We start from the raw sequence: 12,714 nt of genomic DNA, 5'->3' as shown, positions 1-12,714 counted from the left end.
TCAGCGCCCCGCCACCGCGGCGCGCATCTGCTTGATCACCTCGGCGTAGTCCGGCGCATTGAAGATGGCCGAGCCGGCGACGAAGGTGTCGGCGCCGGCGGCGGCGATCGCGGCGATGTTGTCCGGCTTGACCCCGCCGTCGATCTCCAGCCGGATCGGCTTGCCGCTGGCGTCAATGCGGGTGCGGATCGCGCGCAGCTTGTCCAGCGCCGAGGGAATGAAGGCCTGGCCGCCGAAACCCGGGTTGACCGACATCACCAGCACCAGGTCCAGGTCGTCCAGCACCCAGTCGAGGATGTCCACCGGGGTGGCCGGGTTGAGCACCAGCCCGGCCTTGCAGCCGTGCGACTTGATCAGCTGGATGCTGCGGTGCACGTGGCGGCTGGCCTCGGGGTGGAAGCTGATGATGCTGGCGCCGGCCTCGGCGAAATCCGGGATCAGCCGATCCACCGGCTCGACCATCAGGTGCACGTCGATCGGCGCGGTGACGCCGTGCTTGCGCAGCGCCTGGCAGACCATCGGACCGATGGTCAGGTTCGGCACGTAATGGTTGTCCATCACGTCGAAGTGGATCCAGTCGGCGCCGGCGCGCAGCACGGCATCCACTTCCTCGCCGAGGCGGGCGAAATCGGCGGACAGGATGGACGGGGAGATGAGGCAGTCGGACATGGCGGGGTCTCAGCGCTTGCGCAGGGTGCGGATACGGTCGTAGGCGGTGTTGAGCTGGCTGGCCTTCTTCTCGGCGCGGGCGCGCAGCTCGGGGCTGGCGCTGGCGACCTTGTCGGGGTGGTACTGGGACATCAGCCGGCGATAGGCCAGTTCGATCTCGGCGTCGGTGGCGTCGCGGGTCAGGCCCAGTTCCCGGTAGGGATCCTCGCGCTGGGACAGCTTGAACCAGTCAGCGTCGAAGGCATGCCCGATCAGCAACCCGATCAGCGCGCCCAGCACCGGCGTGGGCCGCAGCAGCAGGGCCCCGGCGATGGCGCCGAGCAGTTTTCCGTACCAGGGCATGGGCAAGGGCGGGCGCGGCGTCAGGGCCGGCCATTTTACGGCACAGCGGGGCATTCCGGCCGTACACTACGCGGCCCGCCGTCCGCCGCGGGCCCGCCGGGTCCCGGGACGGTCGCCATTGCGAAGTCCGTAGGAGTGCCTGTGTCCACCACGCTGTTGCAATCCGATCTGCCCGGCCTGCCCTTGCGCCACCGCGGCAAAGTCCGCGACGTGTTCGATCTTCCCCGCGAGCGCCTGCCGGCCGACGCGCCGCCCGGCGACTACCTGCTGATGGTCGCCACCGACCGCCTGTCGGCCTTCGACGTGGTGCTGCCCGACCCGATTCCCGGCAAGGGCGAGATGCTGTGCCAGGTCTCCAACTTCTGGTTCAAGAAGACCGACCACCTGATGCCCAACCACCTCACCGGCATCGACGTGGCCGCGGTGCTGCCCGAGGGCGTGGACAAGGCCCTGTACGCCAAGCGCGCGGTGGTGACCCGCAAGCTCAAGCCGGTGCCGGTGGAAGCCATCGCCCGCGGCTACCTGATCGGCAGCGGCTGGAAGGATTACCAGCGCACCGGCAAGGTCAGCGGCATCGAACTGCCCGACGGCCTGCGCCAGGCCGAGAAGCTGGCCGAACCGATCTTCACCCCCTCGACCAAGGCGGCCGTCGGCGACCACGACGAGAACATCGACTTCGACGCCATGGTCAAGACCGTGGGCGCCGAACTGGCCGAGCGCGTGCGCGACGCCACCCTGCGCATCTACCGCTTCGCCGCCGACTTCGCCGCCGAGCGCGGCATCCTGCTGGCCGACACCAAGTTCGAGTTCGGCACCGACGCCGACGGCCGCCTGTACATCATGGACGAGATGCTGACCCCGGACTCCTCGCGCTACTGGCCGGCCGACCAGTACGAAGTGGGGACCAGCCCGCCGAGCTACGACAAGCAGTTCGTGCGCGACTACCTGGAGACGCTGGACTGGGGCAAGACCGCCCCCGGCCCGCGCCTGCCGCAGGACGTGATCGACCGCACCCGCGCCAAGTACGCCGAGGCGCTGCAGCGGCTGGCGGGGATTTCGGTCGACTGAGTGGAGCCGTGCGCCGGGTGCGCGGGCGCATGAGGGTGGCCGCTGAGGGCGGCCACCTTGCGGTGGCCAGCCGCCATTCGCGCCGCTTCACGGCTCGGAGCATCCTGGTCAACTAGACTCGGTCACCCGCGCGAGCGCTCGTGCGTCCGACCTGATCAGGAGGATCCGTTGGCTAGTGCACGCCCCATTCTGACTTCACTGGCCCTTGCCGCCGCCCTGGTCGCCTGTAAGGGACCCTCTGCCGGCTCCGAGCCTGCAGCAATGGCGCCAGCGACTCCACCGGCCCCTGCGGCCGCAGCAGCGCCGCGCTGCCAGGATGCTGATTTCGACGCCTTTCTCAAGCGTTTCAGCGCCGACATCGCGGCCCAGGAAAATGCCACCGCCGATCCGTTGACGATGATCCACGTCGATCCGGACGCGCAGCCGGAGCCGGCACCGGTCACCCGCAACGTGCCGCTGGCCGAGGTCGAATGGCCGGTGATCCCGAACCTGGACGCGGCCCGCAAGGGCGGGCGCGAGGTCGTGGTGACGCAGAACGCCCAGGGCAGGCAAGTCATGGTGCGCACCCCCGATACCGGTGATCAACAGGTCTACCGGTTCGCGCAGAAGCCGTGCTGGACGCTGGTGGAAGTGGACGATCAGGCGCTGTAACCAGCGCGCTCTGGCCACGCGGCACAGGCACTCTTGCAGCCCTCTTTTTCCTTCACCAAGCCGTATCCCGCCCGCGCTACATTTCCATAACCCTGCTCTCACGTGAGGTAAAGATGCGCTCATCCCGTCCTTCCCGCCGCCTGGGCAATCGTGTTGTGTGGCCCGCCGTTTCGGTGCTGCTACTCGCATTGAGCGCATGCAGCAACGGCCAATCCGCTGCCCCTGCCGCGGTGGCCGCAGCCGCCCCAGCGCCCGCCAAGCAAGCGCCTCCCGCCGTATCTCCGCCTACAGACGCCACGTCGAATGATCCAGTGCAACAGCTGCTGCAGTCGAGCGGCGTGCAGTGCGAAGACGGCAAGACGGCACGGAACTGTACGGCGGGCAATCTGGACGCAGGCGACTACTACGACGTCGAGCTGACCGCAGACTGTGGCGCGCAGGGATTTTTCGCAGGCGTTGCAGACGCCAAGGGCACGCCTGCGCTGAATGTCGTGCCGACCACGGGAAGCCATGCCACACCGCGAGCCACCCTCTCGCAAGGCCAGCTCGTCTGCGTCCAGGGCATCGCCCGCGCCGGCCAAAACCCCATGTACTACTACGTCGTCGCGATTCCGGCCGACAGCGTGGCGAAGTGCAAGGGCAATGCGCTGTGCAAGCAGTATGGAGACCGCCCAATCCAGTGGGCGTCCCCCGCAAACGGCGACGCTTGCCACGCCACCGCGCCAGGTCGCTATGCCGGAAACTGCGCGCAAGGCTGGGTCAGCGCCAGCGCCCTGGACGTGTTTTCAGACGGAATGTAGCAACTGTTTCTACAAGCACGTGTGCTTGTCCAATCGCAAGGAGAGCAAGGTATGTCGGACCCCAAAATCACTCGACTCGTCAGCAGCGTCGGCACCACGCGCACGGTAGAGATGGACGATGGAAGTACCGTCAGCCGATCAGGCGGATCGGTATCGTGGCGCAACAACAATCCCGGCAACCTCAAGTTCGAGTTCGCCGGTAGCGCAGACAAGACAGTGACCAACCCGCGCACACGCGAGCAGGCATTGGAGTCGGCGCAGGACCGATATCGCGGCGTCGTTGGTCTCGACCAGTGGGGCAACGCCGTTTTCGAGAGCTACGAGGCAGGCCGTGCTGCCAAGATCCAGCTGCTGGAGCGCCGCTTCGGCAACGACACGGTCGAACAGATGCTGCCGCGTTACTCGAAGGCCGATTACAGCGGCACCACGCATCATCGCGAACAGGCCGCCACCATCTTCGCGGAGGGCGACCGCCAAGGCGTGGACCTGCGCAATAAAACGGTTGCGCAGATGAGCGAGCGCGAACGTGAGGCGCTGGCCGACGGCATCAGGCGCTTCGAGGGTTGGCGGGCGGGCGACGTCACGGTACAGACACCCGCTCAGACCGCTGCACAGACCACCGCGCAATCGCAATCCCCGGCTACGCCAGTTGCATCGAACCCCGCCCCAGCTGCGTCCACCAACCCCAGCGCGGCGGTCTACAACGAGGCGTACCAGCACTTCTTCAACGAGGGCCGGCGCTACGAGTACGGCCGTCCGGATCACCCCAGGCCGGGGCGCGACAGCAGCCGCCTGGAGCGCGATGGCGATGGCGACGGCCGGCTTGGCGTAGATTGTTCAGCGTTCGTGTGGCGCGGGCTCAAGAACGCCGGCTACGACGTGCCGGGCGAGAACGCCGCAGGATTCACTACCGCCAAGCTCTTCAATGGCTCGCAGGTCACGTCATATGCGCGCGAGCATTTCGATGTCACCTCCGCGGCGGAGGCACGCAAACCCAATGGCTCGTTGCACCAGGGCGATCTGCTGATGTTTTCTTCGCCGAATGGGCAACACATCGGCATCTTCAAGGGGTACGACAAGGCGGGCAATATCCAATTCATCGGCTCGCAGGGCAGTACCGGACCAGCGGAGGTCACGATTCGCCCAGGTGGCTACTGGGATGGAGGCAGTACCCGCATCGTGGGCGCGCTGACCCCTAAGCCCGAATTCCAGGTTCGCGCCCCAGTGCATGGCAATGGTGAAGTTCCTGCACGGCAGGCGTCCGCCGCACCTGCAGAAGCGCACGGCGGCAAAAGTGCAGCCATGGCCGATGGCCTGCTCAAGCAGGGCGAGCGCGGCAATGACGTCGAAGCGTTGCAGCGCCAACTCAACCGCATGGGCGTGCGCGATGCGCAAGGCAAGGCGTTGGCCGAGGATGGACGCTTCGGCGAGCATACCCGCGAGGCAGTCCTTGCCTTCCAGAAACAGCGCGGCCTCACCCAGGACGGCATCGTCGGCCGCGACACCCGGGCCGGGCTGGCGGCCGCCGAGCAGGCGCAGGCCAAGCCGGCGAAGGGTCCGCAGCTGGGTGAGCCGGGACATCCGGATACGCCGCTGTACGACAAGATGCGTACCGAGGCCGATCGCGGTGCCGAGAAGGCCAATCCGCCGCACGCCAAGCTGTCGAACGAGGCGGTGGCCAACCTCACCCTGCAGGCCAAGCAGGCCGGGATCGACAGTCCCGACAAGCTGAAGGAGGTCAACGTGGCGAACGACAAGGCCTTCGTCGCCGGGACCACGCCGGGCTTCCGTGCGGTGGTGGACCTGCAGCAGCCGGCACCGCCGCTGGAGCAGACCAGCGCGCAGTTGGCCAGCCAGTCCGCGCAGCAGCAGGAGTCGGTGCAGCGCGAGCAGCAGCAGGAGGCGAACAAGGCCATGGCGCGCGCCTGAGCGGCCGAGCCGTGGCGGGGCGATCGCGCCGACAGCGCGATCGCCCCTGGTCGGCCATGCCACCGCTCGCCTGCGGTGATCGATCAGGCGGTGTCCGACATCGTTGGGACGCCGTTCGTCGAAACGAAAAGGCACCTCTCATCCCCTGTATCCGGCACGAGCGAACCAGATGCCCGTTGCCTTGTGGTGGCGACTCCAACCCTGACCGGTGCGTCCCCCGGCAACCCCCGTCGCGGCTGAGGCCACACTTCACGAAAGTGCAGTGCTGCGCCAACGCTCGCTCCGTTGGCGGGAGCGGCCTCGATGCCGGCTGCGCTGATGAGCGACTGCGCGGTGTCGGCGCGACCTGCGAACGGGAAAGGCGTCCGTGCTGGAGACAATGGCTTTTCGCTTCGCCAGATCGCCTCAGACGATCCCGTCACCGTGATCGCCGCCCTCCGCCGGGCCAGTGTCTCCGCATCACTCCGGCGATGGCGCTATGCTGGGCCGGTTCCTGGGAGGGAAGATGGATACCACCGCCTACGCGCGCCCGATCGACCGCTATTTCGCCAGCTATTCAGACGATCACCGCAATGCCGCCAACCAGCGCATCCACGTGGTCGCGGTGCCGGCGATCCTGTGGTCGGTGGTGGCCCTGCTGTGGTGCATCCCGGTCGGCGGCACCTGGTTCCAGAGCGGGCTGTGGGCGGCGCTGGGCATGTTCGCGGCGTGGATGTACTACAACCGCCTGTCGCGCACGCTGGGCTACGGCATGCTGGCGGCGTTCTTCTTCTGCGGCTGCCTGTGCCGGCTGCTGGAGGCGCACCTGGGCCTGCAGGGGCTGCTGTGGCTGGCGGTCGGCGTGTTCGTGGTGGCCTGGATTGCCCAGTTCATCGGGCACGCGCTGGAAGGCCATCGGCCCAGTTTCCTCACCGACCTGACCTATCTGCTGATCGGCCCGGCCTGGGTGCTGGCCAAGCTGTACCGGCGCATGCACTGGCGCTACTGAGCGCGGTCGAGAACGCTGCCGCGCATCGCCGCCAGGCGGACGCGGCCACTACGGCATCCCCCGCTCCCTGGTCCATCGCGGTGCCTGCGAGCCATCCGCGCCTGACTGGCGCGTGCGGGCGCGTGCGGGCGCGACGTTGCATCACCCCTGCTGCGCCGTGTCCCCTGATTCCAGGCCCAGCATCGCCGCATCCGGCGCGAAGGCGCGCGGCGCGTAGCCGAAATCTTGCCGCGCCGGTTGCAGATCGAACGCCAGGTCTTCGCGTATGCGCTGCAGCGCGGCGCGGTTCATGCCCTGCAGGCGACCGCAGGCGTGGGCCAGCGCCAGCGCCGACGCGAACAGCGCATGCGGCAGCGTCAGCAGCCGCGCCGGCGGCCGCAGTGCGGCCAGCACCCGCCGCACCATCTCGCGGTAGCTGAGCGTCTCGCCGCCACCGAGGGCGTAGCTGCGCCCGTGCGTGGCCGGATGCGCCAGCACCGCCAGCGCCGCGTCGGCCAGGTCCTGCACGTGCACCGGCTGGCGCAGGCCGCGGGCGCTGCGCGGCAGCACGAACCAGCCGGTGCGCCGCGCCAGCGCCGCGATCGCGCTGAGGGTGCGGTCGCGGCCGGCGCCGTAGACCAGGGTCGGCCGCAACACCGTCGCCGCCGCGCCGCGCTCGGCGGCGACCGCGAACACGATCGCTTCGGCCTCGCGCAGGCGCCTGGCGACGTCGCGTTCGGCGGCATCCAGCGAATCGCGCTTGACCTCCAGGCTGGTGGAGCCGAAGGCGACCACGCGCGCTGCGGCGACCGGCGCGCGCCGGTACCAGTCGGCGAAGGCGTCCAGCGGCCCGCAACTGAACACCACGTCGGCCGCCACCGGCGGCGCCTGCAGCGCACTGAGTTCGCCGGCATGCCAGTGCAGGCGGGGTTGCGGCGCACGCGCCTGACGCGAGTAGGCATGCACCTCCCATCCGTCGGCCAGCAAGCGCTGCAGCAGGCGCTCGCCGATCTGGCCGCTGCCGCCGAACACCAGCGCGATGCGCGGCGAGGCGACGGAAATCGGGGAGGCGGATGCAGCAGCAAGCGAATCGGTCATCTGCACAGCATAGTGGGTGCGCCGCCGTTTGCGCCTGGAACCACGCTGGATCGGCCTGCAGCACGTCAAGCCACGGACGGTGAAGCCTGACAAGCGATGCGTGGCGCAGGCATGCGCAGCCGCCAGCGATCGTCCCCTCTCACCCGTGACCCGACCCGAGCCGCACGCACCAACGCCTGGATGGAGCGCGACGCGCGACGCGCTGCAGACCGCGCTCACCCACGGCGATGCTTGGGCCACACGCCAGGCGCGCGCCGCGTCGCACGCATGGCGTGTAGCGCATCGCCAGTGTCCCCATCCCACGCGCGCTCGCAAGCACATCACCTGCCTGCAGCTACGCTGTCGCCATGACCGTGCACGCTTCTCGTTCCCGCGCCGGCCACCGCCGTGACGCGCCTGTTACACTCGGGCTCCTGCTCGCGAATCTCGTATTCCCTGCATGATCCCCGCCCTCGACATCCTGCTGGCCTTGCCGTTTCTGATGGCGGCGGCCGTGGTTGCCCTGCGCCACCGCTCGCGCGCCACCCTGGCCTGGGCCGCGGCGCTGGCGCCATTGGCGGGCTTGGCAATACTGGGCGCACTGACACCGACCGTGCTCGAGGGCGGCATCGTCCGTGCCGACCACGCCTGGCTGCCGCAGATCGGCCTGCAATTCTCGCTGCGCCTGGACGGGCTGGCCTGGATGTTCGCCGGCCTGGTGCTGGCGATCGGCGCGCTGGTGGTGATGTACGCGCACTACTACCTGAACGCGCGCGAGAACGCGGCGCGCTTCTACGCCTATCTGCTGCTGTTCATGGGCGCGATGCTGGGCATGGTGATCGCCGGCAATCTGTTGCTGCTGATGGTGTTCTGGGAACTGACCAGCATCAGTTCGTTCCTGCTGATCGGCTTCTGGTCGCATCGCCAGGACGCGCGCGACGGCGCACGCATGGCCTTGGTGATCACCGGCGGCGGCGGCCTGGCGCTGCTCGGCGGCGTGCTGCTGCTCGGGCGCATCGTCGGCAGCTACCAGCTCGACGCGGTACTCGCCGCCGGCGACGTGATCCGCGCCAGCCCACTGTATCCGTGGGCGCTGGGGCTGATCCTGCTCGGCATCTTCACCAAGAGCGCGCAGTTCCCGTTCCATTTCTGGCTGCCGCACGCGATGGCCGCGCCCACCCCGGTGTCGGCCTACCTGCACTCGGCGACGATGGTCAAGGCTGGCGTGTTCCTGCTGGCGCGGCTGCATCCGGCGCTGGCCGGCAGCGACCTGTTCTTCTACACGGTCAGCGGCATCGGCGCGGTCACCCTGCTCACCGGCGCCTGGTTCGCGATCTTCCAGCACGATCTCAAGGGCCTGCTGGCGTATTCGACGATCTCGCACCTGGGCCTGATCACCATGCTGTTCGGGCTGTCCACGCCGATGGCGGTGGTGGCCGGCGTGTTCCACATCCTCAACCACGCGGTGTTCAAGGCCTCGCTGTTCATGGCCGCCGGCATCATCGACCACGAGACCCACACCCGCGACATGCGCCGGCTCGGTAATCTGCGCCGCTGGATGCCGATCACCAGCGCGCTGGCGATCACCGCCTCGCTGTCGATGGCCGGCATCCCGCTGCTCAACGGCTTCCTGTCCAAGGAGATGTTCTTCGCCGAGGCGCTGGGTGCCGACGGCCCGGCGGCGATGCGCCTGTTCACCGCGACCTCGGCGCTGCTGGCCGGCGTATTCGGCGTGGCCTACAGCCTGCGCTTCGTCTATGAAACGTTCTTCGGCAAAGGCCCGCGCGATCTGCAGACGATGCCGCACGAGCCGCCGCGCTGGATGAAGATTCCGGTGGAGATCCTGGTGCTGGTGTGCGTGGCGGTCGGCATCGTGCCGGCGTTGACCGTGGCGCCGGTGCTGCGCGCCGCCGCCGGGGCGATCCTCGGCGACGCGCTGCCCGACTACAGCCTGGCGGTGTGGCATGGCTGGAACGCGCCGCTGGCGATGAGCATCGCCGGTGTGGTCGGCGGCGTGGCGCTGTATTTCGGCCTGCGCCGGCTGACCGCGCTGTACACCGAGGTGCGCAGGTCGCTGGGCAAGCGCGTGTTCCACTGGCACGTGCAGACCCTGTTCGGCGTGGCCGCGCGCTTCACCCGCGTGCTCGCCAACGGCCGCCTGCAGCGCAGCCTGCGCTGGTTGGTGCTGGCCGCGGTGGTGGTGGTGGCCGCGCCGCTGCTGCGCGCGCCGCCGCTGTGGCAGCAATGGCCGGCGCCGCAGGGCATGCCGCTGCTGGGCTGGGGTCTGTGGCTGCTGATCCTCAGTTGCGCGTTGTCCACGCTGTTCCTGTACCAACAACGCCTGTTGGCGGTGCTGGTGCTGGGCGGCAGCGGGTTGGGCGTGAGTCTGGTGTTCGTGTTCCTGTCGGCACCGGACCTGGCCCTGACCCAGTTGCTGGTGGAGATGGTGACCCTGGTGCTGATGCTGCTGGGCATGAATTACCTGCCCAAGGCCTCGCCGCCGGAACCGCGGCGCTGGCGGCGCTGGCGCGATGCCGCCCTGGCGATCGTCGCCGGCGGCGGCATGGCGCTGCTGGCGTACTCGGTGATGACCCGGCCGGCGACGACGATGGCCGGCGAGCTGCTGCAGCGCGCGCTGCCCGAAGCCTATGGCCGCAACGTGGTCAACGTGATCCTGGTGGACTTCCGCGGCTTCGATACCTTCGGCGAGATCACGGTGTTCGGCATCGCCGCGCTGGTGGTGCACGCGCTGCTGCGGCGCGCGCGGATGGCGCCGGAGAAGGTGATGCCCGGGCCGCCGATCAAGCTGCCGGTGCCGGCCGACCTGGCGCAGCTGATGTTCCCGCTGACCCTGACCGTGTCGATCTTCCTGTTCCTGCGCGGCCACAACGCGCCCGGCGGCGGCTTCATCGCCGGGCTGGTGCTGGCGGTGCCGCTGCTGATGCAGTACGTGATCCAGGGTGCGGCCTCGGTGGAGTCGCGCTTCGGCTTCGACTACATCCGCTGCATCGGCCTGGGCCTGCTGCTGGCCACGGTCGGCGGCATGGGCTCGATGCTGTTCGGGGTGCCGTTCCTGACCAGCGGTCATCTGGATCTGCAGTTGCCACTGATCGGCACCGTACCGCTGGCCAGCGCGCTGGTCTTCGATACCGGCGTGTACCTGGTGGTGTTCGGCGGCACCATGCTGACCTTGTCGATGATGGGCACGATCAAGCCTTCGCGCACCCGCGATTCGCAGCGTGGGCAGATCGACCCGGCGCGGCGTTCGCCCATCACCGGGGAGATGCACTGATGGAACTGGCACTGGCGAGCGCGATCGGCGTGCTGACCGCGGTGGGCGTGTACCTGCTGTTGCGCGCGCGCAGCTTCGACGTGATCCTGGGGATGACCGTGCTGTCCTACGCCACCAACCTGCTGATCTTCGCCGGCGGCCGGCTGGTGCAGGGCAAGGCGCCGGTGCTGCGCGACGGCATCGCTCCGACCCTGGCCGAGCACGCCGATCCGCTGCCGCAGGCGCTGGTGCTGACCGCGATCGTGATCGCCTTCGCGATGACTGCGGTGAGCATCGTGCTGGCGATGCGCAGCCGCGGCGACAACCATAGCGACCACGTCGATGCGCGCCCGGACCCGGCCGAGGGCGAGGCGCCATGACCCATCTGCTGATCCTGCCGATCCTGATCCCGTTGCTCGGCGCGGCGCTGTCGCTGTTCGTGGAGCACCGCCGCTATGGCCGCAAGGTGCGTCGCGCGGTGGCCTGGACCGCGATGACGGCGCTGGCAGCGGCGGTACTGGCGCTGTGCGTGCAGGTGAGCGATGGCCAGGTCCACGCCTACCTGCTCGGCGACTGGCCCTCGCGGCTGGGCATCGTGCTGATGGCCGACCGCCTGTCGGCGTGGATGCTGGCCACCACCACCCTGCTCGCCGGCGCCTGCCTGCTGCACGCCTGCGCCGGCTGGGACCGGCGCGCGCCGCATTTCCATGCGCTGTTCCAGTTCCAGCTGGTCGGCCTCAACGGCGCGTTCCTGACCGGCGACGTGTTCAACCTGTTCGTGTTCTTCGAGGTGATGCTGATCGCCTCCTACGGCCTGCTGCTCAGCGGCGGGCGCGGCCTGCGCCTGCGCGTGGGCTTCCACTACGTGGTGTTCAACGTCACCTCCTCCACGGTGTTCCTGATCGCGCTGGGCCTGCTGTACGCGCTGCTCGGCTCGCTGAACATGGCCGAGCTGTCGCAGCGCGTGGCGCAGGCGCCGCCGCAGAACGTGGCGCTGATCAAGGCCGCGTTCGGCCTGTTGCTGCTGGTGTTCTGCGCCAAGGCCGCGCTGCTGCCGCTGTACCTGTGGCTGCCGGAGACCTATGCGCGCGCGCCGGCGGCGGTGGCGGCGCTGTTCGTGATCATGACCAAGGTCGGGCTGTACGCGGTGCTGCGGGTGAGCACGCTGATCCTCGGCAGCCAGGCGCAGGCGCTGGACGGCTACGGCCGCGACTGGCTGCTGTGGCTGGGCCTGGCGACGCTGCTGTTGGCCGCGCTGGGGGTGCTGGCGGCGGTGCGCCTGCGGGTGCTGATCGGCTATCTGGTGATCGTGTCGGCGGCGACGCTGTTCGTGGCCTTCGCCCTGGATGCACCCGGCACGCTCGGCGCCGGGCTGTACTACCTGGCGCACAGCAGCTTTGTCGCCGCGGCACTGTTCATGATCGCCGACCTGATCCGGCGGCGCCGCGGCGGCGCCAGCGATCGCAAGGAGATCATCGCGCCGCTGCCGGGCAAGACCGTGCCCGGTGTGCTGTTCCTGATCGCGGCGATCTCGGTGGCCGGGCTGCCGCCGCTGTCCGGCTTCCTGGCCAAGGTGGCGATCCTCAGCGCGACGCCGGGCGGGCTGACCGGGCCGGTGTGGGCCGCGGTGCTGCTCAGCAGCCTGATGGTGATCATGGGCCTGACCCGCGGCGGCGTGCGCCTGTTCTGGCGCGTGCCCGGCGACCAGGACACGGCGGAAGACGGCACCGTGGAGCTGCCGCGCCCGGCACCGCGCAAGGCGCCGGCGCGGCCGCTGGAAACCGCCGCCACCGTGCTGCTGCTCGGCTACGGCGTGGCGATGACCGTGGCCGCCGGGCCGCTGCTGCATTACAGCGAGGCCGCCGCCGCGCAACTGCTGCGCCCGGCCGACTACACCACCCAGCTGCGCGGCACCGCGCCGATCCTGCGGGAGCCCTGAC

Annotated in this window: 11 protein-coding genes; 8 read left to right on the top strand and 3 right to left on the bottom strand. The window is 69.2% G+C overall.

Going from position 1 to position 12,714, the window contains the following annotated elements:
• Positions 1-669 (bottom strand): ribulose-phosphate 3-epimerase, encoded by a 669-nt coding sequence (gene rpe / locus GGR71_RS18050; RefSeq protein WP_160958068.1) that lies wholly within the window; start codon positions 667-669, stop codon positions 1-3.
• A gap of 9 nt (positions 670-678) precedes the next feature.
• Positions 679-1,011 carry a J domain-containing protein gene (locus GGR71_RS18045; protein WP_010341396.1) on the bottom strand — a complete coding sequence of 111 codons (333 nt, stop codon included), beginning with the start codon at positions 1,009-1,011 and terminating at the stop codon, positions 679-681.
• A gap of 141 nt (positions 1,012-1,152) precedes the next feature.
• Between GGR71_RS18045 and GGR71_RS18040 the strand changes: the two genes are divergently transcribed.
• From GGR71_RS18040 to GGR71_RS18020, 5 genes are all read left to right on the top strand, one after another.
• Positions 1,153-2,079 carry a phosphoribosylaminoimidazolesuccinocarboxamide synthase gene (locus tag GGR71_RS18040; protein WP_160958070.1) on the top strand — a complete coding sequence of 309 codons (927 nt, stop codon included), beginning with the start codon at positions 1,153-1,155 and terminating at the stop codon, positions 2,077-2,079.
• A 261-nt stretch (positions 2,080-2,340) separates the two neighbouring features.
• Positions 2,341-2,730, top strand: a complete 390-nt coding sequence (locus GGR71_RS18035) for a hypothetical protein (RefSeq protein ID WP_160958073.1) — start codon at positions 2,341-2,343, stop codon at positions 2,728-2,730.
• Positions 2,731-3,041: 311 nt separating this feature from the next.
• Positions 3,042-3,530: a hypothetical protein gene (locus tag GGR71_RS18030; RefSeq protein ID WP_160958076.1), complete on the top strand. Its 489-nt coding sequence runs from the start codon at positions 3,042-3,044 to the stop codon at positions 3,528-3,530.
• Between the two features lie 51 nt (positions 3,531-3,581).
• Positions 3,582-5,459 carry a C40 family peptidase gene (locus GGR71_RS18025; RefSeq protein ID WP_160958078.1) on the top strand — a complete coding sequence of 626 codons (1,878 nt, stop codon included), beginning with the start codon at positions 3,582-3,584 and terminating at the stop codon, positions 5,457-5,459.
• Positions 5,460-5,964: 505 nt separating this feature from the next.
• Entirely contained in the window at positions 5,965-6,447 is a 483-nt protein-coding gene (locus tag GGR71_RS18020; RefSeq protein WP_048489284.1) for an Mpo1 family 2-hydroxy fatty acid dioxygenase, read from the top strand.
• A gap of 141 nt (positions 6,448-6,588) precedes the next feature.
• On the opposite strand, the gene GGR71_RS18015 is transcribed toward GGR71_RS18020, so the two are convergent.
• Entirely contained in the window at positions 6,589-7,524 is a 936-nt protein-coding gene (locus GGR71_RS18015; protein WP_160958080.1) for an NAD-dependent epimerase/dehydratase family protein, read from the bottom strand.
• 439 nt (positions 7,525-7,963) lie between these two features.
• Here GGR71_RS18015 and GGR71_RS18010 point away from each other — a divergent pair, with 439 nt between their 5' ends.
• Genes GGR71_RS18010 through GGR71_RS18000 form a run of 3 tightly spaced genes read left to right on the top strand, consistent with a single transcriptional unit; the run spans position 7,964 to position 12,713 of the window.
• A complete protein-coding gene (locus GGR71_RS18010; protein ID WP_160958083.1) occupies positions 7,964-10,795 on the top strand; it encodes a monovalent cation/H+ antiporter subunit A in 2,832 nt (943 codons plus the stop codon).
• Positions 10,795-11,154, top strand: coding sequence for a Na+/H+ antiporter subunit C (locus GGR71_RS18005; protein ID WP_160958085.1), 360 nt, complete (start codon positions 10,795-10,797; stop codon positions 11,152-11,154). Before GGR71_RS18010 ends, GGR71_RS18005 begins: the two co-directional genes overlap by 1 nt.
• On the top strand, positions 11,151-12,713 hold the full coding sequence (locus GGR71_RS18000; protein WP_160958088.1) for a monovalent cation/H+ antiporter subunit D: 1,563 nt from the start codon (positions 11,151-11,153) through the stop codon (positions 12,711-12,713). The genes GGR71_RS18005 and GGR71_RS18000 overlap by 4 nt, the downstream gene beginning before the upstream one ends.
• Position 12,714: the final 1 nt, after the last annotated feature.

The sequence above is a fragment of the Xanthomonas sp. F1 genome (assembly GCF_014199855.1).
The sequence above is the reverse complement of the archived record's forward strand: the minus strand, read 5'-3'. Positions and strand labels throughout refer to the sequence as shown.